This window comes from Aquiluna sp. KACHI24 (assembly GCF_025997915.1).
Lineage (GTDB): Bacteria > Actinomycetota > Actinomycetes > Actinomycetales > Microbacteriaceae > Aquiluna.
In genome coordinates, this window is record NZ_AP026677.1 from 852,742 (window position 1) to 875,208 (window position 22,467).

Genomic DNA, 22,467 nt, shown 5'->3' on the forward strand with positions numbered 1-22,467 from the left:
TTTACCCTTGGCCGCTTAGGAGTCTTGTTGGCAGGCGAATTCAACCGCTTTGAGATAACCCGCAAGGGTTATGACCCCTCGGCTGTTGAACGCGAACTCAGGGAGCTAAACGCTCAGCTGCTTAGGCTCAGCACCGCAAATACCGAAATTACCGAGCGACTTCGCGCCACCGCACTCCAACTGAGTCAATCTGAGGCCGCGCTCGAAGCCACCAAGTCCCCAAACTTTGCGGCATTGGGAGCAAAAGCAGCCAACATCCTCTCCTCCGCCCAGCAGATTGCCTCTGAATTAGAACTAGACGCCCAGCAGGTTTCAGAGCAGATTCTCGCTGAGGCCAAGCTAGAAGCCGAACACCTTCGACTATCGGCCCAGCAGCACTACGACTCGGTTGTCAATCAGGCCACCAGAAGAGCGCAGCGAAAGATAGCGGCCGCGGAGCAAGATGCTGAGCGTGAGATTTCAAGAGCAAAGACCCGGGCCGCCGAAATAGTTTCAGAGGCAGAACGAGAAGCGGCCCGCACCAGGGGCATGGTTGCAACTGAGGTTGCTGCCATGCGCTCGCGATCAAAGCGAGAAATTGCAGCGCAAGAGGCGGAATCAGAAGCCACGAGGTTGGCCCGAGAAGCGCTGGCGCTCGAGAGTTCACTCTCCAGCGAAGAAAAGTTGTCTAAAGCCGCTCAGAAGCGACTTGAGGCCACTCTGGCACTTCTCAGAGCTGAAACCGAAGCCGAGAACCTCGAGAACAACCAAAAGACAATTGCAGAGGCCGAGCAGTATCTCGACCTGGCAAAGCAGGACATGGCGACACTATCTGGCAAGGTTGCGGAACTTCGGTTGGAGCTTGAAACCCTGGAGTTAGAGGCCACAAAGACCCAAAAGCAGATGATTGCTCAGGCAAGAGACAAGGCTGATGCTTTAGTCGCTGCCGCTGAACTGGAGGCTGAAGAAATCACCTCACAGGCTCGAGAGTTGGCTCAGCGCGAGATGACCCAAGCCGATGCTGAGGTGAGGAATTTGAAGAATCAAGCTGCTGCAATCGAGATTTATCTGGAAAACCTGCGTAGCTTGGTAACTGGCGAGCTTTCAAGGAGGAGCGATGGAACAGCGATCTAGAATCACCAACGCTTTTCAGTTCGGCCTTGTTGGCACCCTGGGAGTATTGACCGCGCTCTTGCTTGGTGCTGCAATCTCGCAGACCGCCACGATTTTGACCTATGTCGCAATCGCCATTTTCGTCGCGCTAGGGCTCGACCCAGCGGTTCGAGCGCTCACCAACCGGGGCCTACCGAGGCCATTTGCGGTTGGGATCGTAGTCACGGTTTTCTTGGGTGCTGTTGCGCTTTTGGTTTGGGCAGTTGTTCCGGCAGTTGTGAATGAGGGCCTGAAGCTAATTCGTCGAATCCCAGACTTTATTGATCAGCTAATCACCTCAGATTGGATCGCTTACTGGGACAAGCAGCTCAACGGATCGATTTCAACCGCCGCAGATAACTTCCTCACCTATCTGCTCGATTCCAGCAACTGGCCCACTTTGGTGGGTGGAGTGCTGCAAGTGGGCCTTGGGGCTGCAGCCGGTGCGGTTGGCCTACTGGTCGTGGTGATACTTTCGATCTACTTCATGGCATCAATCGAGGGCATGAAGGAGTATGTCTCCAAGTTGGTTTCCGCTTCTAAGCGCGAACGCTTCATGGCCCTTACGGATCAGGTGACCTACTCGGTTGGTCGCTGGGTAATGGGGCAGGTCACGGTCGCCGCTATTCACGCGGTAGTTCTCTCCGTTTTCCTAAGCTTCGTTTCGGCCCCATATGCGCCACTACTGGCAGTGGTTGCCTTTGTGCTCGCCATAGTGCCGCTGATTGGTTCAGTGTCAGCCGCGGTGTTTGCAACCTTGATCTCACTAGTATCTTCGCCAACCTTGGCCATCACGGTTGGTGTCTTCTACCTGATCTACCTTCAGATTGAGGCCTACCTTGTCAGCCCAAGGGTTATGAAGCGAGCAGTATCTGTGCCTGCGGCTTTGGTTGTCATTGCGGCATTGATGGGTGGAACCCTGCTGGGCATCCTGGGTGCGGTTATTGCAATCCCTATGGCCGCATCGGTCTTGCTAATCGTGCGCGAAGTTTGGATGCCTAGGCAGCAACTTCGCTAGTAGTGAGTTGGTAGCTCTGGGCTCCCTGGCAAGATGATTTGCGCAATCTGGTTCAGCACTCTTCGAGTGGCCTTCTCCCCTACCCACAGATGCTTCTCGCCATCAAAGGCGTAGACCACCGCGTTCTGCACAATCCCAAAGCGCTCGGCAGCCTGCGGTGGCTGAAGATAGTCATCCAACTCGGGCACCAATACATGCATCGGAACATCACCGCTGTTCCAACGCCTTAGATCTTCATCGGTTGCTCGGTGCAGCGGCGGTGATAGCAGGATGGCACCTTGGATATCGTTTTCTGGGCCATATTTGATGGCAAGTTCGGTACCAAAGGACCAACCCACCAACCAGAGGTTCTTTAGGCCTCGCTGTTTACAGAACTCAACGGCCGCCGCAACATCAAAGCGCTCTAGATTTCCTCCGTCAAAGCTTCCCGTCGATTTACCTCTTGGTGACTCGGTGCCGCGAGTGTTGAATCTAAGCACCGCAACCCCCAGTAGCTCAGGCAGTCGATTAGCGGCCTTGCGATAAATGTGAGAGTCCATGAAACCACCGTGGGTGGGAAGTGGATGAAGAGTTATCAGCGTCGCGATAGGTTCATGGCCAATTGGAAGCGCTAGCTCGCCAACCAGGGTTTGACCATCTTCAGTGTGAAGCTCGATCTCTTCGCGAATAGCAGGGAGCTCGGTGGCGGCCTTGATCTCTTCCACTAGTGCAGGACCCCATCAAAGAGTTTCCAGCAGTGATTGTGGAAGTGACGCCTTGACTGAACTCCGCGATGCACATCCCAGGCAACCGTGTGGATCACACCCTGCGAAATTGTGAGCGAACAAACCGGGCAGATCCAACTCTTGCCCTCTTCCTGGGAGTTACCCCAGGTTTGTTGCACTTGAAATTCGTAGCCACGCTTGATTTCGGTTTTTGGCAGCGAGAGTCGAACTCGGTTTAGGTCCAGCTCTTCGATCTTGATTGGTGCCTGCCGGCGACGTTTGCCGCGCGCCACTTTAGTACCAGCCGCGTCTATCGGAGTGAGCAAGGGCAGAACAGGGCTTGCCATAGCGACCCTTGATGTAGCCAATGCCCCACTTGATCTGAGTCTCAGGGTTAGTGCGCCAGTCCGCACCAGCTGAAGCCATCTTGCTACCGGGTAGTGACTGCGGGATGCCATACGCACCGGAGGACTTGTTTTCTGCGTTCCAGCGCCAGTTGCTCTCGCGCTCCCACAACTTCACCAAACAGGAATATTGGTTGTAGTCCCAGCCTTTGGCATTGACCATCTCTAGCGCAAACGCTTTGGCTGTGTTTGGGACTGGGTAGGGTGCGGAATTGATAAACAGTGCATCGCCACCGGTCAGTAGTTCAAACCCGCCGCGAGTGAAGTCTTCATCGTTGTCGATCTCAATGATTTCGAGTTGCTGGAACTCTTCTTCAGGGCCCTCAAAGACCTGCACGGTCTGAGCAGAAGCGATCTGTCCCGAGTAGGGGTCAACAGCGGTAACCAGCACCAGCGAAGCCACAAAAACAAAGCCCAGCGCCGGTAGTAGGCGGGGCTTAGTTTCGCGCTTAAGACTGTGTTTACCCAACAGACTCCCTTACGACAGCTTTTAACCCTAGGCGCTAATTAGCGATGAGGCAATTAGCCAAGGGCTTTTTGGCAGTGCAGGGTCCTAATCACTAGGTTCAAAAAGGTGTCTACTTCAAGCCGGTCCAAGCCGTTTCTGGAGCGCCTAAAGCCTATGGTTCGAAGCTCTAACGACTCGGGGGCACTGAGCACACCCCGCTTAACATCGATGCGCTTTAGCAGTGATGCAACATCGCGCTTACTAAAGCCTTGACTCTGAACCGAGAATGACTTTTTCGCCCCGGCTTCTAAGACAGCCCTTATCTCTTTGAGGTTGCTCGCAAGCTCTTGCGAGACCTTGGTGCGGGATGACCTGACCAACCCAGCGATCTCTCGTTCCAAGAAGATTTCGGCGAGTTTGGCGATGGCTGAATCCACGACCGGAATCTGGTAACCGCCTGGGACTAAATCAAACTTTGCCACGTTCACCACCGCGGAGGTGACGAGCTTTAGCTCGGGGTTTTCGTATTGGCGCTGAAGTCTTTGCAAGAGCACATCAACCTGCTCTGGGTCATAACCCAGAACCTTTGGTTTGGTGCGCGGAAAGTCCATGCCTAGAACACTACGTGAGAAAGTAGGTAGGCAATAAAAGTTGATGGCAAAAGGGAATCTAAGCGGTCCATAACACCTCCATGCCCGGGAAGCACATCCCCCATGTCCTTCACTTCAAGATCTCGTTTGATCAGTGACTCAGACAGATCCCCCATGACCGAGCTGATGAGTATTGCTAGGCCAAAGACTAAGCCGAACCAAATGCTCTCGCCCAATAGCCATACAGTTGTTACTCCACCAAATATTGCACCAACCGCGGAAGCAAGTAAACCCTCCCAGGTTTTCTTGGGGCTAATTTCTGGTGAAAGTTTGGTTCTGCCCCAAACCCTGCCAATCAAATACCCAAAAGAGTCAATAGCAACCGTGGTCAGCACAAACCCAAATACCCAAATCGTGCCGTTCTCTTTTTGAATCAGCAGTGCCCCGAAGCTTATTAGCAGCGGGATGTAGATCATTATGAAAGCGCTAGCACCGAAATCGCGCAGGGTTGCTTTCGTCGACTGCCATTTTTTGGCAAGCAATAAAAACAACAGTCGCCAGGAGACCATCACACCGATCGCAACCCAGATAGTGAGCCACTGCCCCTGGGGTCCAAAGTAGAAAGCCATCAAAGGTGTCAAAAATGCTGCGATGGTAGCTGGAATTCTCGGGACATGCCAACCGCTTTTGCGCATCGCGGTCGCTAACTCCCAGACTCCCCCGGCTGCAGCCAGGGCGGTGAGAAGGACGAAAAGGAGCGGCTGAATCAGTGAAAGAAGGAAAATTCCACCCAGCCCAAATCCGACCAGTAACCGAGTTACTAGGGACTTGGACTTGGTCTCTTCCAACTAAACCTCGAGCAGTTCTGCTTCTTTGTTCTTTAGCGACTCATCGATCTTGTCGATGTGTAGCTTGGTGATGGACTCGAGCTCCTTCTCGGCACGCTCAACCTCATCTTCACCGGCGCCACCGTCCTTCTTCAAGGCCTCTAGGTCTTCTTTGGCTTTGCGGCGGATGTTGCGAACCGAGACGCGTCCATGCTCGGCCTTGTCGCGAGTGAGCTTGACATACTCCTTGCGACGCTCTTCGGTGAGCTCTGGGAGGTTTAGACGAATCACAGAACCATCGTTGTTTGGCTGAGCACCTAGGTTTGGCATCGCCTGCAGCGCGGTCTCAATCGCCTTTAGTGCACTCTTGTCATAAGGGGTGATCAAGATTGAGCGCGCCTCTGGGTTCTGAATACCACCGAGCTGGCCAAGCGGAGTTGGGGTGCCGTAATAGTCGACCATTACCTTCTGGAACATCGCAGGGTTAGCGCGACCGGTGCGCACTGAGGCAAAGTCCTCACGGGTGGACTCAACCGCCTTGTCCATCTTGTCTTTGCAGTCGCTAAGAATCTCTTGAATCATTTCTTCCCTATCTCTCTAAGCTCTAACCGCAGTGCCTACTGGCTCACCCAGCAGGGCCGCGGAAACATCTTCCATACCAAATACCCGCATCGGCATCTTGTTGTCCATGCAGAGCGAAAACGCCGTGGCATCAACCACCTTCAAGCCTTGAATCAATGCGTCCTGGTAGCTAACCTCGGTCAGCTTCTTGGCATCTGGGTTCTTTCTTGGGTCGGCCGAGTAAACCCCGTCAACGCCATTCTTTGCAACCAAAACCTCATCGGCGTGCACTTCGAGAGCTCGCTGAGCAGCGACCGTGTCGGTTGAGAAGTAAGGCAATCCCGCACCCGCACCAAAGATCACAACGCGACCCTTTTCTAGGTGTCGAATGGCGCGAAGTGGCAGGTAAGGTTCGGCAACCTGAGCCATGGTGATGGCGCTTTGAACTCGAACATCGCCTCCGGCTTGTTCGATAAAGTCCTGCAGCGCGAGGGCATTCATGACGGTGCCCAACATACCCATGTAGTCCGCTCGGGAGCGGTCGATACCTCGGTTTGAAAGCTCGGCACCTCGGAAGAAGTTTCCACCACCAACCACGATGGCAATTTCAACGTCTTTGGCAGCGACAGCAATGTCCTTTGCGATCTTGGAAACCACATCTGGGTTGACACCCAGGGACCCGCCACCAAAGGCTTCACCGGAGAGTTTTAGTAGGACTCTGCGCTTCTTAGACATAAGAATTCCTCCGGTGATTCTGGGCTTAGATGCGCCCAGATAATCCTAGGGCGAGAAAAGACAACGGGCCCGGTCTTTCGACCGAGCCCGTCCTAGTTTTTTGCTAATTACGCTCCAACGCGGAAGCGAACAAAGCTGGTGACCTTTAGGCCTGCGTTCTCAAGAACTTTGCCAACCGAGAACTTGTTGTCCTTGGCGAAGTCCTGGTCAAGTAGACAGGTCTCCTTGAAGAAGCCGGTGACACGACCCTCAACGATCTTGGCCAAAGCTGCCTCTGGCTTGCCCTCGTTACGAGCGGTCTCCTCAGCGATCTCGCGCTCTTTGGCAACGATCTCGGCTGGGACATCCTCACGGGATAGGTAGGTTGGGTTGAAAGCTGCGATGTGAACTGCAACGTCGTGAGCAGTGTCAGCATCTGCGCCCTCGTAAGCAACCAACACACCTACCTGTGGAGGTAGGTCACGGCTGGTGCGGTGCATGTAAGCGTCAACGCCAGCTGCGGAAACCACAGCGATGCGACGAAGCTCAACCTTCTCACCCATGATTGCGGCCTGGTCGGTGATTGCATCTGCAACGGTTGCAGATCCGTGAGGCGCAGCAAGAGCTGCCTCAACGGTCTCTGCACCAGCTGCAACTGCAGCGTCAGCAACTGCCTCAGCCAAAGCGACGAAGTTGTCTGCCTTAGCAACGAAGTCGGTCTCGCAAGCTAGCTCAATCAGAGTTCCCTTGCCACCGGATACGCGCGCCACAACCAAACCGTTGGAGGTGGTGCGACCCTCGCGCTTTGAAACACCCTTCAGGCCCTTGAGACGTAGTAGCTCAAATGCCTTCTCGATGTCTCCGTTGGCCTCGTCAAGAGCGCCCTTGCAGTCCATCATTCCGGCGCCTGACTTCTCGCGAAGCGCCTTTACATCTGCGGCGGTGTAGTTAGCCATGCTTATGCATCCTTCTGAGCCGAGGTCTCCTCGGCTACGGTCTCTGCGGCTGGAGTCTCGGAAGCTGCGCCGCCCTCGAGAAGCTCGCGCTCCCACTCAGCTAGTGGCTCAGCCTCTTCGCCACCCTTCTGGTGGCGAGCGATCATGCCGTCAGCTGCTGCGTCGGCAATGACCTTGGTCAGGATCTCGATGGCGCGGATTGCGTCATCGTTTCCTGGAATACCAATGTTTACGTCATCTGGGTCACAGTTGGTGTCCAAGATGCCGATTACTGGGATGCCCAGCTTCTTCGCCTCGGTGATGGCTAGGTGCTCCTTGTTGGTGTCGACAACCCACAGCGCACTCGGGGTGCGTGCAATGTTGCGGATACCGCCGAGAACCTTCTCTAGCTTCTCCTTCTCGCGGCGAAGGATTAGTAGCTCCTTCTTGGTGAGACCCGACTTCGAAGTGTCATCAAAGTCCATGGTCTCCAGCTCCTTCAGGCGCTGAATTCTCTTGTTAACGGTGTTGAAGTTGGTCAGTAGACCACCTAGCCAACGCTCGTTGATGAATGGCTGACCTACGCGCTTTGCCTCAGTGGCAACGACTTCCTGAGCCTGCTTCTTGGTGCCAACGAACATGATGCTTCCGCCGTTTGCGACTAGGTCGCGAACGTAGTTGTAAGCCTTGTCGATGTGCTCTACAGACTGCTGTAGGTCGATGATGTAGATACCCGAGCGATCAGTCAGAATGAATCGCTTCATCTTTGGGTTCCAACGACGGGTCTGGTGCCCGAAGTGGACGCCAGCGTCAAGCAGCTGGCGAACGGTTACAGTGGCCATGCGGCCCCTCCTTTGGGCATAAATATGCCCCTCAGTTCCATGCTTTGATCGGTTGATCAAAACCCTGGTGCCCTCTCCAAACAGAACCGCACTTGTCGGACCGAGCTGTTTGGGTGCGTAAGGACACGCGAATTCGGCCTGAGCAATGCTCAAGCCGTAGCACCAGCATAACAGCGAGACGTCTAGTTATCCACCGTTTTATTTGCAGGAATTTGCCCTAATTTCATCGACTGCAGACTCACTTCATGTTGAAACTGATCTCGATCTTGATCCTCACCCTGCAAGCAGTCACGCCGAGGCTCCAAACGGAGTTTTGGGCCGAACCGATCCCGTTCTTTCACGAAAACGTTCAGGAGCAGTACCTCGCACCAGTTAGCAAGTATGGCGCTGGCCATCGCGGGGTGGACTTTCATTTGGCTCCCAATGAAGCGATCTCGGCACCAGCCACAGGAACGCTGGCGTTTTCGGGGAAAGTGGTGAATCGAAACGTTGTAACGCTCAGGACAGCTACCCACCTGGCAAGCTTCGAGCCAGCCTGCACCGAATTCGAAGTGGGTGAGCAGATTGTCGCTGGAGAACCATTTGCGTTTCACTGTCCGGCAGGTAGCGACTATGAATACCACTGTGAGAACTGCGTGCATTTCTCGGTTAGGGACGAGAACGGCTACCTCTCTCCAATCCAACTGATCGAACCGCTCCTGCCCAGCGTGTTGAAGGCCTAAGCTCTGGGATGAGCTTGATCAAAACTTGTTTTGAGACGCTCTATTGAGACATGGGTGTAGATCTGGGTTGTGCCCAGCGAGGCGTGACCCAACAGCTCCTGAACAGCACGCAAATCTGCCCCATGATCCAGCAGGTGAGTTGCTGCAGAGTGACGCAGAGTGTGCGGTCCAGCTTTACCAGTCGAAGTTCTTTCCAGCTCATTTGCCACCAGCGAATAGACCTGGCGAACACCAACTCTCTTTCCGCGGGAGCTCAACAGCAACGCCTCCGGAGAAGTTGGAATCTGGAGCTTTGGCCTTCCAAATCTCACATAGCGCTCAATCGCCTCAGCCGCATAATGACCATATGGCAGCATCCGCTGCTTCGAACCCTTACCAGTCACCATCACAAGGTTTCGGGCAAAGTCAACATCCGCCAAATCAATTCCACAAAGTTCGCTCACGCGCATGCCAGTGCCATACAGAAGCTCAAACGCGACAAGCTCCATCTGGGCAATCGGATCATCTTGAGATCTTGTTCGCATTCGATCCAGGATCTCGTCCAAAGACTTTTCGGTAGCAACCTTTGGAAGGACCTGATCGAGCTTTGGGGACTTCAATCTCAAACCAAAATCAACCGGGATCACCCCAGCCTCAAAAAGGTGTGAGGAGAACGCTCTGACAGCCGCACTTTTTCGTGCGAGCGTTGACTTCGCTCCACCCGCCTTTGAAATGGCAAAGAGCCAATCACGCACCGCTTCGAGATCAAACGCAAGCTTTTTGGATTGTGCGTATTCAACTAATTCACGAAGGTCGGAGCCGTAGCTCTTGATGGTGTTGGCAGCCAGACCTCGAGCGGCAAGATGCCGAAGGAATGCCTCAAGCTCAATTGAAATCCGCTCCACAAACCTAAGACTAAATGCCTCGCTGAGAATCTTGGCTGAGGTGCTCAGTTCGCAGCTAAGAGATCTCTCCCGCCAGCCGAAGAATTCTGAGCTCCCGGATTACTTGAGAGATGCCCAGGCCTGCCTCCCGAGCGATCGCGGCTGGTTCCTGACAGCCCTCTCGCATGGCGTCTAGCACTCGTTTTTGATCCAAGGTTGGTTCGACCTGTTCGCCGAAGTCCCAAGGGCTAGCAATGCCTTCCCTGATCATTGCATTGCAGCCTTGCAGTCCAGCGTCGCCCCAATTGCCAGCAACCGCAAAGACGTCTCGGCCCATCGATCTGGCATGGTTAGCGGTGTTTTTTGAACCAGAGCGAAATCCCGCCTCTACCACCACCAGGTATTCAGATATCGCCGCAATGAGTCGATTGCGCTGCAAGAATCGAAATCTCGATGGTGAGGCGCCTGGTGCCAATTCAGAAACCAACGCTCCTGATGATCGCACCATCTCATGAAATAGCTCCCAGTTCTCCATTGGGTATGCCCGGTCTAATCCGCCAGCCATGAACGCGACGGTTGTTTGTTTTAGATCCAGTGCCGCTCGGTGGGCTGCAGCATCGATCCCCTTGGCTCCGCCAGAGACGACTGACATCCGGATCTGAGAGACCACTCGGTTGGCATTTCTAAGCCCACGCTCAGAAGGTGATCTGGTTCCAACAACCCCAGCAAACTCTTGCTCGAGACAGCCCTCATCCCCTGCCACCCATAGGAGATAGGGGGCATGTGAACCCAGGTCGTGGAAGCGTTGAAATGTCTTTGGGATTTGAAAATCAAAAACGGGCCTCGCTCCCCAACGAATACCGCGTTCAACCGCAGCAGCCACATCCAGGTGCGGAAGTCGAAGTGAAATGCGTTCAATTAGATCGGGGAGCTTGGCAACGTACTCGGGAGCGTAGAGCTCCAGCAGTTCAATCCAGAGCGTTCGAGCTCTGCCCACCCGATAGTCCTCAAGAGCCATGACTCCGCGCAGTTCGAAGATTTTGTGCGCAAGGGCATCTCCTGGTTCGTGCAGCATCGACCAAAGAATTAGTTCGTGTTGAGAGTCATCTAGGTGCATGCAATCAGCATGCAAAATGATGGGTTATTGGTGAAGCGGTGAGTCTGAGATTGTGGATAACTAGGACTGATCGCCCACTGCTAGTTCTTCCGGAATCTCCAGCTCTTTGTTGCCAATCTCTTCGACATTTACGTCTTTGAAGGTCATTACCTTGACCTGCTTCACGAAGCGGTCAGTGCGATAGATGTCCCAAACCCAAACATCTTGCATAGCAAGTTCGAAGTAGAAATCGGTGGCGGTATCAACCCTCTTGAGTTCAACCTCATTGGCTAGGTAAAAGCGACGTTCGGTCTCAATCACGTAGCGAAACATCTTCACTACGTCTCGGTACTCACGATAGAGCGCTAGTTCCGCGTCTCTGTCGTAGTCTTCGAAGTCGTTCTCGTCCATATCCCCCACAGTCTATGTCCTTAGAAAAGCCCCTCATCAAGAATCTTTCCCAGCCAACTAACTCGGTGCTCCTGGCATGGACCAAACTCTCTCAAAGCAGCAATGTGACGCTCCGAGGCATATCCCTTGTTTCCCGACCACTCATAAGCCGGAAACTTTTGATCGAGCTCAATCATGACCTGATCCCTGGCCACCTTCGCAGTTAGGGCTGCTGCCGACACCACAGCGCAGTCTCGGTCAGCCTTGGTGCGGAGCACCACCGGCAGCGAAACCAAGCCCTGTAGAAAGTTGTGCGAGCCATCAAGCAGGATCACTCCACTTGAGACCCCCAGAGTTTCGATAGCCCGAAGCGCTGCCTGCTGCAAAGACCAGGAAATGCCTTTGGATTCAATCTCAGCGACGCTGGCGTATCCAACTGAAGTTTCTGTCCAGGTGCTGACCAGGTTGGCCACTGAAGTCCGCTTTGCCTCTGCGATCAGCTTGCTATCTCTTAGCCCAGCTGGAATTTCTGACGTGGTGTCAGCGGTGAAAAGTGCTGCGCCAACCGCTACGGGGCCTGCGATTGCTCCCCTACCGACTTCATCAATACCAATTACACGGCCATATTGAGCGAGTAATTGGGTTTCAAGCTCAAGGCTTGGGAACGTCACTAAAGACCTCTGGGTAGTTGGAAAGCCATTCAAAATTCGAAACCGGCCAGGAAATTACAAATGCCTTGCCCACCACGAAACTCTGATCGACAAACCCCTTGCTTGGGAGATCCTGGTGAAACCGGGAGTCGGTTGAGTTGCCTCGGTTATCACCCATAACCCAATAGCTTCCCTCGGGAACAACGACCTTGAATTCAATATCCGAAGGCGTTGATCCTGGAGCGATGTAGGGCTCATCAATCGGCACGCCGTTGATAATCAATCGCCCCTCCGGATCGCAGCACTCCACGGTGTCACCTGGGAGTCCAATTACACGCTTCACGAGGTGCTCAGCGGAATCTGGTGCAGTAATACCGAAGGTCCCAAGGACAAAGTCGGATAGCTCCTGCAATGGCTCCTTTGGCTCCGTTGGAATAGCTCCTAGCCAGCCTCCGGGGTCTTTGAAAACTACGATGTCACCGTGTTCAATTGGCATCAAATCTGGAGCCATGACATTCACAATGATGCGGTCGTTGATCTGCAGGGTCTCAAGCATCGAGCCAGATGGAATGTAAAAAGATCTGATCAAAAAAGCCTTAATGGCCACCGACAGCACCATTGCGGTGCCGACGATGACCAAAAAGTCAATTACAAAAGCTACAAACCAGTTCTTCCGGGCCATCTTGAACCAGCGCCTAACATCGGCGAGTCTGGAGTGGCTGCGGGGCCTAAGCTCCCCGGAATCTGACATGTTGCTAAGTCTAGTTAGACGTTCTCGCGCTTCTCGCGAATCTTTGCTGCCTTACCGCGAAGGTCGCGTAGGTAGTAAAGCTTCGCACGGCGAACATCACCCTTGGTCACAACCTCAATCTTGTCGATTACTGGGCTGTGTACTGGGAAGGTACGCTCTACGCCGATCTGGAAGGAGACCTTGCGAACGGTGAAGGTCTCGCGAACACCGTGGCCAGAGCGACGGATTACTAGACCCTGGAAAACCTGGATACGGCTGCGGTTACCTTCGATGATGTTTACGTGAACCTTGACAGTGTCACCAGGACGGAATGCTGGGATGTCGGACTTTAGGCTCTTGGCATCAACAACGTCAAGAATGTGCATTTTTTGCTCTTTCCTTTTGCGCGCAGGTCAAAACGGTCAAATTTGAATATCTTTATGTCCTTTGCTCCCCTGCGGCAGAGTCCGTGGACACAAGCAGGAATTCTGCCACAGCCAAAGGCTGTTGGCAACCACGAACTCTCACGAACGAGCGATTCGCATGAGCGGGGATTCGAAAAATCGCATAGAAAGCCACGCAAGTGGACTGCAGATACTCAGAATCAGGATCCAGGACAGGGGAATAACGAGAATCGAAGCAAGGGGTGGCCATCCAGCAAAGAGTGTTGCCGGGATCACGATGGGTAGCAACGCAAGAATCACAAAGTGCATGAAAAAAATGAAATAACTGTGCCGACCCAGCCACTGCAATACACCTCTTAGGCGACCCCTCACTACTCCGCTGAACAAGAGCCCAAGGCTTACGAACCCAGCCGCCTCAATCGGGTTGCCATAGATCGCCGGGGTAAGAACGAAGGAAAGCAACCAGAGAAGTAGAAGCAGTTTTTCACGCGATTCCTTGCTGAGCCCAGTGATAGAAACCCTCTCGCCCACAATCCTCAGGTGCCTGGCTCCAAGCCAACCGAGGAGAAAGAAGTTGAAACCAGTTTGAAAACTTAGCCTACGGAGTGACTCACCTAAACCCCAGCCTTCAAGCGAGAAGAATGATGCGATGATTCCGAGCAGATTGACTCCAACAGCCAAGGCCACTAGAACTTCTGTGCTCCGTTTTCGGAGGAAAAAGAACAGGATGTAGCTGAGAACTTCAATTTGAATCGACCAGGCGCCTCCAATGAAGGAATCGAAAAATTGAGGGTGGGTCCATAAAGCAAAAGAGAGCGCCAAGAGGAAAGCCAGAATAAGCTGACCCGAGAATCCGTCCCTCATCGACAGGATTGCCAGCCAAATTATTGAAAACACCGCCCATAGAGGCCAAATTCTGAAGAATCGACTCTTTGCGAACCCCCTTGAGTTGAAATCATCAGCGGAATATATGGTCGCAAGCAGGTAGCCAGACAGCAAGAAAAACAACTCGACCCCGAATCGCCCTGATGCGAAAATGGTCAGTAATGCGTTTTCTGCACCATGGTCGTTGGATCCCCCACCTATTTGCCACACGGACATGGAGTGAACGAGAACTACACCAGAGACGGCAACGCCCCTGACGACATCGAGAAACCCAAGCCGCATCGCTCCCCCGCTTAAAAATCAAACTCGAATCTAAAGATACCCGAGCAGGTCTGGTCTATTGCGCTCAGTGCGCTCCAGCTGTTGCGCTTTACGCCATTTCTCGATCTCAGCATGATGTCCAGATAGCAGAACCGTTGGAACCTCAAGACCGCGCCACGAGGCAGGCTTGGTAAAGCTTGGGTATTCGAGCAATCCGTCAGAGTGAGACTCTTCGACAATTGATTCAGCATTACCCATAAAGCCAGGAATCAGCCTCGTAATTGCCTCAATCATCACCATGGCAGCAACCTCGCCCCCGTTTAGCACATAGTCGCCAATAGAAACCTCGAGGACTTTGGCGCGGGTTTTGGTGTGTTCAACTACTCGCTGATCTATCCCCTCATAGCGACCACAGGCAAAGATGATGTGCTGCGACTTGGCAAGCTCTTGAGCCAAGCCTTGAGTGAACGGAATACCGGCTGGGGTCGTAAAGATGACTACTGGCTCAGAGCCCTCAGGAATTAGCTGATCAAATGCCTCACCCCAAGGCTCTGGCTTCATGACCATGCCAGCTCCCCCGCCATAAGGGGTGTCATCGACCGTTTTGTGACGGTCGTGAGTCCACGCTCTTAGGTCATGAGCCTGAAAGCTGACCAGCCCCGCCTCACGGGCTTTACCCAGCAGAGAAAGCTCTAGCGGCTGAAAGTAATCAGGGAAGATGCTGACGGCTTCAATTCGCATCGCTGGCTGCTTCTTCAACCGGTTCTGGAATTTCTTCGAACAGGCCACCAGGTGGGGTGATCTCGATTAGACCAGCATCAACATCAACCCTTGGCACAAATGCCTTCACAAACGGAAGTAGCACCTCACCTGTTTCGGTCTTGATGGCGAGTAGATCCTGAGCGGGCCGGTGATCAACTCGTGCTACCGAACCAATCTCCTGCCCCTCGCGAATCACCTTCAAGCCGGCAAGCTGGTGGTCATACCAGGCATCTGGCTCTTGGGGGCTGACTCCAAGTGGCTGCTCAACTAAAAGAATTGCTTTGATAAGTGACTCTGCAACAGTTCGGTCGTTTACGTCTTCGATAAAGAGCACCGGAGAAGAGTTGAACCACTTCAACTCGGAAACTTTGATGGTCTTCCCAAACCAAGGAGAGTCCTCGGGAACCTGAAGTTCGAACTCAGCGCCCTTTACAAAGCGCTCGTTTGGGGAATCTGTATATAGCTCAAGCTTGATTGCTCCCTTTAGACCGTGGGCCTTCAGGAGCCTTGCGACGCGGAGCTTGGTGGAACTAGAAATCTGTGTCCACCACGTCGACTCGAACCCTCTTACCATCGGAGAGGGCGTTGATGATGGTTCTCAGGGCAGTCGCGGTTCTACCGTTCTTGCCGATTACACGACCTAGGTCGTCTGGGTGCACGCGCACCTCCAGCAACTCACCGCGACCGTTGTTTCTGACGGCTACGGTTGCGTCATCCGGGTGATCCACGATGGCGCGAACAAGGTGCTGGAGGGTCGCTTGCAACATAACTACTACTCAGCCTCTACTTCAGCGGCTGCCTCTTCGGCTGCTGCCTCTGCTGGTGCCTCTGCCTCAGCTGCTGGAGCCTCAACTGCAGTCTCTTCAACTGCAACTTCCTCAGCAGGTGCCTCGGCTGCAGGAGCCTCAGCTGCAGGAGCCTCTTCGACAGCGGCCGCCTTCTCCTTCTTTGGAAGGATTACGGACTTCTTGGCAGTGTCAGGGCTGAAAGCTTCTTTTGATGCCTGTGGCTTGACGGTGTTCTTCTTCTCGCCCTTGGCGTTAGCTAGGTCACCGGTCAGCTTCAGGATTACAGCTGCCTGCTCGGTTGGCTGTGCGCCAACGGAGAGCCAGTACTGTGCACGCTCTGAGTTAACCTCAATGATTGATGGGTCGGTGGTTGGTACGTAGCGACCAATCTCCTCGATTACACGACCATCGCGGTGAGTGCGAGAGTCAGCTACCACGATGCGGTAGTGCGGGCTGCGCATCTTGCCAATGCGCTTTAGGCGGATCTTTACGGCCACAATTCTCCTGTGTGAGTGTCTGGGGCGAGTTTCCACCGTGAGCGTGGGGGCACACTCGGAGGTTTCTCAATGGTTTTCGATTTCGTCTGGATAGAGGGTCGAGACGCTCGAACTCGAAAAGTATTCCAGAAAAAGCTGGTTTTCGCCAGCACTAAAGCCCAAAAGCCGAGCCCGAGCCATCGGACTTCTCGGATCCGAAGCTCAAGCCCGCATTCTCGGCAGCTCGCTTGGCAGGGTTTCCGCTCTTGGAACCCTTCTTTTTCTTGTCGTTCCTTTTCTTGCCGCCCATAAATCCACCACCAACGGTGCCGCCGGCAAGAACGGGGTTGGTGCCTGGGATGTTGGGAACACCGCCGCGAGCCATGGTCTTCATAACTTTGGCTGCCTGTTCAAAGCGGTTCACCAGTTGATTCACTTCGGTGACCGAAGTTCCGGAACCCTTCGCGATACGCATTCTGCGTGAGCCATTCAGCACCTTTGGGTTGTTTCGCTCCAAAGGAGTCATCGAATAGATGATCGCCTCGGTACGGGTGATCTCGCGCTCATCAAACTCTTCAAGCTGCTTCTTCATTTGACCAACGCCTGGCAACATGCCAAGCAGGTTCTTCATGTTGCCCATTTTCTTGAGCTGCTGCATTTGCTCAAGGAAGTCCTGAAGAGTGAATTCCTCTTTGGCTAGCTTCTCGGCGAGACGCTTGGACTCTTCCTCATCGAAGTTCTTCTGAGCCTGCTCGATCAGGGTGAGAATGTCACCCATGTCCAGAATGCGACTTGCCATGCGGTCCGGATAGAACGGCTCAAAGGCATCTAGGCCCTCACCGGTAGAGCTGAACAGAATTGGCGCGCCAGTGACCGTAGCAACCGAAAGTGCTGCACCACCGCGGGAATCACCATCAAGCTTGGTTAGCACCACACCGGTGACGCCAACACCGTCATGGAAGGCCTTTGCAACATTCACAGCATCTTGACCCAGCATGCTGTCCACAACAAACAGCACCTCGTCAGGATTGACCGCGGCTCGAATGTCTCGAGCCTGCTTCATCATCTCCTCGTCAACACCTAGACGACCAGCGGTGTCGACGATTACAACCGAATACTGCTGCTTCTTAGCAAAAGCAATTGAATCCTGCGAAACCTTAACTGGGTTACCAACCCCATTGCCAGCCTCCGGGGCAAACACCGGAACTCCGACCTTCTCTCCCAAAACCTGGAGCTGGGTAACAGCATTTGGGCGCTGCAGGTCAGCCGCAACCAAAAGTGGGGTGTGACCCTGTTCCTTCAGCCACTTGGCGAGCTTGCCGGCGAGTGTGGTCTTACCGCTACCCTGCAGACCAGCCAACATAATCACGGTTGGTGGGTTCTTCGAGAATGAAAGTTTTCTTGCCTCGCCGCCCAAGATTGCCTTGAGCTCATCGTTGACGATCTGAACAACCTGCTGAGCAGGGTTCAGAGCCTTGGAAACCTCATCACCGAGTGCCCGGTCCCGAACCTTGCCCGTGAAGGTCTTGACGACCTCGAGGGCAACATCGGCTTCGAGCAGAGCACGGCGAATGTCGCGCAGGGTCCCATCGATGTCGGCAGCCGAAAGCTTGCCCTTACCCCGAAGGTTTTTGAAGGTATCCGAGAGTCTCTCAGAGAGGTTTCCGAACAAAACTTTGCTCCTACTTGTAAGCGACTAGGCCTTTGGCAAATTCTTCTGGCGAGAAAAAGGCGAAATCATTTACACCCTCACCAACTCCTACGAGCTTAACTGGCAGATCGAGCTCCTGTTGCAGCGCATACAAGATTCCACCCTTGGCACTGCCATCCAGTTTTGTCATGACAATCCCTGTCACCTTTGCCACCTCGGCGAATGCTTTTGCCTGGGCCATGGCATTTTGCCCAGTGGTGGCATCAATAACTAGCAGCACCTCAGAGATTCGAGCCTGTTTCTCAACGGCTCGCCTAACCTTGCCAAGCTCATCCATCAAGTCTTTTTTGTTTTGCAATCGGCCTGCAGTATCGATGATGGCGATGTCCGCCTGCTTAGTCAATGCCAACTCAACGGTTTGATACGCAACCGATGCCGGATCCTGGCCCTCACGCTCAGGTCTAACAATCTCTGCCTCGGCGCGCTGGGCCCAGGTTGCCAGCTGATCTACGGCTGCAGCGCGGAAAGTATCTGCAGCCCCAAGTACTACGCTCCAGTCACCATCTTTTAGCCACCTTGATAGCTTGCCGATAGTTGTGGTCTTACCTGCTCCGTTGACTCCGACCACCAAGATCACATATGGCAAATCGCCAGATGACAGATTAAGTGCGGCGTCCGATCTAGTGAGGCGTTTGGTGAGTAGGTCCTTTAGTAGCAGCCTCAGCTCAGGATCAGAGCTTGCACCAACTCGGTTCGCTTCACGCTTCAGATCGTCAGTTATCTCAAGGGCAGCATCAACCCCAAAGTCCGCCCGAATCAAAATGTCTTCCAGATCATCAAGGTCGACACCACTTGAAAACAAAGACCTGATGCCGTTGCCCAGAGAACGCTTCGGAAGCTCGACCTCAGCCAGGACTGGGGGCTCATCAGACAACTTTTCGACAGGTTGCTCAGGCTTTGGCTCGAAGGCAGGCTCTGCCTGGGCAGGCTTGGCTGGCTCTGCGACTAAATCCACAACCGCAGGTGCGGTTGGTGCTGATTGTTCAACAACCTCAGGAGCAGACTGAACCTCCAGAGAGGTCTCTGACTTTTCACCTCGAAGTCGCTTCAGAAACTTGAACATCATTTGTCCTTGTCTAGCTTCTGGCCAACGACCTGACTCATACCGTCTTGACGCATTGAAACACCGTATAGCGCATCGGCAATCTCCATCGTGCGCTTTTGGTGGGTAACGATGATCAACTGCGACGAGGTTCTCAAACTGTCGATCACATCGAGCAGTCGACCAAGGTTTGCATCGTCCAAGGCAGCCTCAACCTCATCAAGCACATAGAAGGGGCTTGGTCTTGCCTTGAATATGGCGATCAACAGTGCTACGGCCGCGAGGGAGCGCTCACCGCCCGATAGCAAAGACATCCGCTCAATGCGCTTTCCAACCGGTCTGACCGACACCTCAACACCGGTTTCAAGCAGGTTCTCAGGTTCGGTTAGCGAAATAGATCCGGTTCCGCCGGGGAATAGCACTGGGAAGACCTTTTCGAACTCACGCTTGGTGTCCTCAAACGCGGCAGCGAAAATGTGCTGCATCTTCGTGTCTAGGTCCTTGATGATTCCGATTAGGTCGGCACGAGCTTTACCAAGGTCCTCAAGCTGCTCGCTCAAATACTTGTGACGCTCCTCAAGTGCTGCAAACTCCTCAAGGGCGAGAGGGTTGAAGGCGCCGAGCTGGTTCATCTTTTGCTCAGCGGAACGAAGTTCCTTCTCCAGTTCCTCGCGAGTTTCATCTGCCAGCACGGTCTCAGCCAGGAGCGTGTCGACGTCGAGCGAAAGTTCGGAGCTCACCCGTTCGGTTAGGTTTGCCAGGTTGAGTCTGAGCTCATGATTTTGCATCTCGACCTCGTGAACACCCTGATTGAGCTCGTTGAATCGCTGCTCAAGCGAGGACGCCTGCTGTCTCAGAACTGCTAAGCGATCGGTTCGCTGAATACGCTGAGCCTCAAGGTCTCTGACCTGGACTCGCAGAGCGCTCGATAGGGTTTCGACCTTTGCTAAAGCCGCCGGAATTAGCTGAATAGCGCTCTGAGCACTGGCCAACTGTCGAGATCTTTGCTCAAGGACAATTCGGTCTTTCTCCATCGCAGCGGTTGCCTCTGCCAACCGGCCCTTCAGGGTTGCAACCAGCTTCGAAGCTGCAATAAGTCTCTCTGAGACCGTCCCAACTGAGATGCGAATCTCTAGTTCTGCTTGACGCGCCGTTTCAAGTTGTCCCGCAAGTTCTTGGCGCACGGCCTCATTCTCTGCAGCAACCTGAACTTCAGGCATTTGAGCCAGCCTGGCTCTCAGAGCCTCGAGCTCTAACTCAGCCTCATGCTTACTCGCTTGAAGAACTTGACTATCCCGCTCAAGCTTCTGAACCTCAGACTTTGCCGCCTCATGTTGAGCAATAATTCGTCCAACTCGCTCAGCCCTGGCTGCAAGTTCGGCATCATGCTGCTGCAACGCGGCGAGCGCCGACCTAACACCTTGTTCAGCAGCCGTGGCTTCGTTGCGAGCCTGTTCAAGCTCGTAGGAAAGTTTTTCAATTGTTTTGGCGAGCGTGGAAAGTTGTTCGCTCGCACTCTCTCGCTCGGCTGCAAGCTCAAGCTTGGAAGGAGCCTTTGTTCCACCACCACGAACCAGCGACTCGGATACCAGGTCACCATCGAGCGTGATCACACTCTTACCGGCCATTGCCTTATCGCCCAGGGCCAAAACGGCCGAGTTGAGATCAGGAGCAATCAGGAACGGATCAAGCACCGCCAGAACCGCTTCTGGGGCCTTCACAACCGATCCCGCCGGAACGAGCCCTGCAATCTCTGTTTTTGGGCGGCTAGCGGTATCACCCGATACCACCACGAAGTCGGCTCGCCCAAGACCCTCGGACCTCAGGTATTTCAGGGCAGCTACGGCCTGTTCACGGCTGGTCGCCACCACAGCATCGGAGAGCGCTCCCAGCGCAACTGCAATTGCAACCTCATAGCCCTTCTCGATTGAGACCGATTCTGCAAGTAAACCCTTGATGCCAGCCAGTTTTGCCTTGCGAACCTCATTTGAGCCATCAGCCTGCTCGAGGGTGAGACCCAGTGCAGCATGTTTCGCAGCAACAGCATCACGCTCACGCTCTGCACCGTGAAGCGCCTCTCGCGCCAGGTCAACCTTCGTGCGAAGTTCAAGCTCTGCCGCTTGAGCCTTTTCATAAGCAACTCTTAGGGCATCATCACTGGATGACTCAGCTGTCGGGGCAAGCTCCTGCTGCTGTGAACCTAGCTCTGCAGCGCGAGCGCTCGCATCTTGAATTGCTTTTGCTATGGCTGAAATTTGCCCTGCAAAGCCCTCAATCTTGCTTTCCTGAACTGAAATCGCGCCAGCCACCTGATTGCGCTCTCGGTCCTTGCTTTCCGCCTCACTGCGAAGTCGAAGTTGCTGCGCATCGTGCTCGCTCAAGGCTCTGTTTGCAATCTCTCGCTGGGCCTCACGTTCACGCAAGGTTGTCGCTAGCTGCTCAATCTCAGTTTCAAGTGCACCCAGTTCAGCCTCAGACCTTGCAAGTTCTGAGGAAATTTCGGCAATCTCAATGTCGCGAGAAGTGATTTCCTGCTGACTCAAGAGAGTGATTCTCTGTTGCGCGAGGTTTTGCAATGACCGGAGCTTGGTTTCTTGTGATTCAAGGCCATAAAGCCTTTTGCGCTTGTCATCTAGCTCCGCTGAAACAAGCTGTGACTCGAGCTCGTGAATTCCAGCCCGAGCCGATGCCAACTGCTGCTGGGCCATCGCAGACTCAGCCTTGCGCTCACTCTCACTCTTGGAGGCAATGTCAAGCTGAGCCCTGAGAGCCTTGATCTGAAAAGCCAGCAGCTTAGCTTTAGCCTCGCGGGCTATGGCACCGATCTGCTGAGCTTGACGAGCAACCTCAGCCTGGCGACCTAGAGGCTTCAGGTTTCTTCTTAGCTCGGCGGTTAGATCCTGAAGGCGAACAAGGTTTACCTGCATCGCGTCAAGCTTGCGCTCAGTCTTCTCTTTGCGTCTGCGGTATTTCAGAATTCCGGCGGCTTCTTCAATCAGCGCCCTGCGCTCGATTGGGGTGGCTCTGAGCACCGTGTCAAGCTGACCTTGGCCAACAATCACATGCATTTCTCGGCCCAGACCCGAGTCGCTCAATAGCTCCTGAACATCAAGCAGACGACACTGCTCTCCGTTGATCGCGTATTCGCTGGCACCGTTTCTAAACAACACTCGAGAGATGGTGACCTCGGAGTATTCAATCGGCAGCGCGCCGTCAGAGTTGTCAATTGTGAGCTGGACCTCGGCACGACCGAGCGGACCTTTGGTTGCGGTGCCAGCAAATATGACATCTTCCATCTTGCCGCCGCGCAGGGTTTTAGCTCCCTGCTCGCCCATTACCCAGGCAAGCGCATCAACAACGTTTGATTTGCCAGAACCGTTTGGGCCAACAACGCAGGTAATGCCTGGCTCAAAGACCAAAGATGTGGGCTGGGCGAAGGACTTAAAGCCTTTTAGGGTGATGCTCTTTAGATGCAAGCGTCGTCACCCCTTTCGTTGTCTCACAAAGCCTAGC

General features: G+C 53.9%; 26 protein-coding genes. 3 read left to right on the forward strand and 23 right to left on the reverse strand.

Annotated elements, in window-relative coordinates; translation table 11 throughout:
• The first annotated feature begins 27 nt into the window (after nucleotides 1–27).
• Together OO713_RS04305 and OO713_RS04310 are read left to right on the forward strand one after the other, a co-directional pair.
• Entirely contained in the window at nucleotides 28–1,113 is a 1,086-nt protein-coding gene (locus OO713_RS04305; protein WP_264784871.1) for a hypothetical protein, read from the forward strand.
• Nucleotides 1,097–2,149 carry an AI-2E family transporter gene (locus OO713_RS04310; protein WP_264784872.1) on the forward strand — a complete coding sequence of 351 codons (1,053 nt, stop codon included), beginning with the start codon at nucleotides 1,097–1,099 and terminating at the stop codon, nucleotides 2,147–2,149. Before OO713_RS04305 ends, OO713_RS04310 begins: the two co-directional genes overlap by 17 nt.
• Here OO713_RS04310 and OO713_RS04315 read toward each other — a convergent pair.
• The 9 genes from OO713_RS04315 to rpsB form a co-directional block, all read right to left on the reverse strand.
• The gene (locus tag OO713_RS04315; RefSeq protein ID WP_264784873.1) at nucleotides 2,146–2,853 is read right to left on the reverse strand and encodes an alpha/beta fold hydrolase; all 708 of its coding nucleotides are present in this window, start codon (nucleotides 2,851–2,853) and stop codon (nucleotides 2,146–2,148) included. The genes OO713_RS04310 and OO713_RS04315 overlap by 4 nt on opposite strands.
• A complete protein-coding gene (locus tag OO713_RS04320) occupies nucleotides 2,853–3,146 on the reverse strand; it encodes a hypothetical protein (protein WP_264784874.1) in 294 nt (97 codons plus the stop codon). The genes OO713_RS04315 and OO713_RS04320 overlap by 1 nt, the downstream gene beginning before the upstream one ends.
• A 1-nt stretch (nucleotide 3,147) precedes the next feature.
• Nucleotides 3,148–3,726, reverse strand: a complete 579-nt coding sequence (locus tag OO713_RS04325) for a hypothetical protein (protein WP_264784875.1) — start codon at nucleotides 3,724–3,726, stop codon at nucleotides 3,148–3,150.
• A 53-nt stretch (nucleotides 3,727–3,779) separates the two neighbouring features.
• Nucleotides 3,780–4,316 carry a hypothetical protein gene (locus OO713_RS04330; protein WP_264784876.1) on the reverse strand — a complete coding sequence of 179 codons (537 nt, stop codon included), beginning with the start codon at nucleotides 4,314–4,316 and terminating at the stop codon, nucleotides 3,780–3,782.
• A 2-nt stretch (nucleotides 4,317–4,318) separates the two neighbouring features.
• Nucleotides 4,319–5,143, reverse strand: coding sequence for a phosphatidate cytidylyltransferase (locus OO713_RS04335; RefSeq protein WP_264784877.1), 825 nt, complete (start codon nucleotides 5,141–5,143; stop codon nucleotides 4,319–4,321).
• Nucleotides 5,144–5,704 carry a ribosome recycling factor gene (gene frr / locus OO713_RS04340; RefSeq protein ID WP_264784878.1) on the reverse strand — a complete coding sequence of 187 codons (561 nt, stop codon included), beginning with the start codon at nucleotides 5,702–5,704 and terminating at the stop codon, nucleotides 5,144–5,146.
• A 15-nt stretch (nucleotides 5,705–5,719) separates the two neighbouring features.
• Nucleotides 5,720–6,418, reverse strand: a complete 699-nt coding sequence (gene pyrH / locus OO713_RS04345) for a UMP kinase (protein ID WP_264784879.1) — start codon at nucleotides 6,416–6,418, stop codon at nucleotides 5,720–5,722.
• A gap of 107 nt (nucleotides 6,419–6,525) precedes the next feature.
• Nucleotides 6,526–7,353, reverse strand: coding sequence for a translation elongation factor Ts (gene tsf, locus OO713_RS04350; protein ID WP_264784880.1), 828 nt, complete (start codon nucleotides 7,351–7,353; stop codon nucleotides 6,526–6,528).
• A 2-nt stretch (nucleotides 7,354–7,355) separates the two neighbouring features.
• A complete protein-coding gene (gene rpsB / locus OO713_RS04355) occupies nucleotides 7,356–8,174 on the reverse strand; it encodes a 30S ribosomal protein S2 (protein ID WP_264784881.1) in 819 nt (272 codons plus the stop codon).
• A gap of 245 nt (nucleotides 8,175–8,419) precedes the next feature.
• On the opposite strand from rpsB, the gene OO713_RS04360 reads away from it, so the two are divergent.
• Nucleotides 8,420–8,896, forward strand: a complete 477-nt coding sequence (locus tag OO713_RS04360; protein WP_264784882.1) for a M23 family metallopeptidase — start codon at nucleotides 8,420–8,422, stop codon at nucleotides 8,894–8,896.
• Here the strand turns inward: OO713_RS04360 and OO713_RS04365 are convergent.
• The 14 genes from OO713_RS04365 to smc form a co-directional block, all read right to left on the reverse strand.
• The gene (locus OO713_RS04365) at nucleotides 8,893–9,780 is read right to left on the reverse strand and encodes a tyrosine recombinase XerC (RefSeq protein ID WP_264784883.1); all 888 of its coding nucleotides are present in this window, start codon (nucleotides 9,778–9,780) and stop codon (nucleotides 8,893–8,895) included. The genes OO713_RS04360 and OO713_RS04365 overlap by 4 nt on opposite strands.
• A 55-nt stretch (nucleotides 9,781–9,835) precedes the next feature.
• Nucleotides 9,836–10,876 (reverse strand): DNA-processing protein DprA, encoded by a 1,041-nt coding sequence (locus OO713_RS04370; RefSeq protein WP_264784884.1) that lies wholly within the window; start codon nucleotides 10,874–10,876, stop codon nucleotides 9,836–9,838.
• A gap of 60 nt (nucleotides 10,877–10,936) precedes the next feature.
• Nucleotides 10,937–11,266 (reverse strand): DUF2469 domain-containing protein, encoded by a 330-nt coding sequence (locus OO713_RS04375; RefSeq protein WP_264784885.1) that lies wholly within the window; start codon nucleotides 11,264–11,266, stop codon nucleotides 10,937–10,939.
• A gap of 20 nt (nucleotides 11,267–11,286) precedes the next feature.
• Complete coding sequence (locus tag OO713_RS04380) at nucleotides 11,287–11,916, reverse strand: ribonuclease HII (RefSeq protein ID WP_264784886.1); 630 nt, start codon at nucleotides 11,914–11,916, stop codon at nucleotides 11,287–11,289.
• Nucleotides 11,897–12,646, reverse strand: a complete 750-nt coding sequence (gene lepB / locus OO713_RS04385) for a signal peptidase I (RefSeq protein ID WP_264784887.1) — start codon at nucleotides 12,644–12,646, stop codon at nucleotides 11,897–11,899. Before lepB ends, OO713_RS04380 begins: the two co-directional genes overlap by 20 nt.
• A 14-nt stretch (nucleotides 12,647–12,660) precedes the next feature.
• Complete coding sequence (rplS, locus tag OO713_RS04390) at nucleotides 12,661–13,011, reverse strand: 50S ribosomal protein L19 (protein ID WP_264784888.1); 351 nt, start codon at nucleotides 13,009–13,011, stop codon at nucleotides 12,661–12,663.
• Nucleotides 13,012–13,149: 138 nt separating this feature from the next.
• Entirely contained in the window at nucleotides 13,150–14,196 is a 1,047-nt protein-coding gene (locus tag OO713_RS04395; protein ID WP_264784889.1) for an acyltransferase, read from the reverse strand.
• A 30-nt stretch (nucleotides 14,197–14,226) separates the two neighbouring features.
• Nucleotides 14,227–14,916 carry a tRNA (guanosine(37)-N1)-methyltransferase TrmD gene (trmD, locus tag OO713_RS04400; RefSeq protein ID WP_264784890.1) on the reverse strand — a complete coding sequence of 230 codons (690 nt, stop codon included), beginning with the start codon at nucleotides 14,914–14,916 and terminating at the stop codon, nucleotides 14,227–14,229.
• Entirely contained in the window at nucleotides 14,906–15,511 is a 606-nt protein-coding gene (rimM, locus tag OO713_RS04405) for a ribosome maturation factor RimM (RefSeq protein ID WP_264784891.1), read from the reverse strand. The genes trmD and rimM overlap by 11 nt, the downstream gene beginning before the upstream one ends.
• Nucleotides 15,468–15,704 carry an RNA-binding protein gene (locus OO713_RS04410; RefSeq protein ID WP_264784892.1) on the reverse strand — a complete coding sequence of 79 codons (237 nt, stop codon included), beginning with the start codon at nucleotides 15,702–15,704 and terminating at the stop codon, nucleotides 15,468–15,470. Before OO713_RS04410 ends, rimM begins: the two co-directional genes overlap by 44 nt.
• A gap of 5 nt (nucleotides 15,705–15,709) precedes the next feature.
• Complete coding sequence (gene rpsP, locus OO713_RS04415; RefSeq protein ID WP_264784893.1) at nucleotides 15,710–16,222, reverse strand: 30S ribosomal protein S16; 513 nt, start codon at nucleotides 16,220–16,222, stop codon at nucleotides 15,710–15,712.
• Nucleotides 16,223–16,373: 151 nt separating this feature from the next.
• Nucleotides 16,374–17,873 (reverse strand): signal recognition particle protein, encoded by a 1,500-nt coding sequence (ffh, locus tag OO713_RS04420; protein ID WP_264784894.1) that lies wholly within the window; start codon nucleotides 17,871–17,873, stop codon nucleotides 16,374–16,376.
• A 10-nt stretch (nucleotides 17,874–17,883) separates the two neighbouring features.
• A complete protein-coding gene (ftsY, locus tag OO713_RS04425) occupies nucleotides 17,884–18,978 on the reverse strand; it encodes a signal recognition particle-docking protein FtsY (RefSeq protein ID WP_264784895.1) in 1,095 nt (364 codons plus the stop codon).
• Nucleotides 18,975–22,430, reverse strand: a complete 3,456-nt coding sequence (gene smc, locus OO713_RS04430) for a chromosome segregation protein SMC (RefSeq protein ID WP_264784896.1) — start codon at nucleotides 22,428–22,430, stop codon at nucleotides 18,975–18,977. Before smc ends, ftsY begins: the two co-directional genes overlap by 4 nt.
• Between the last annotated feature and the right edge of the window lie 37 nt (nucleotides 22,431–22,467).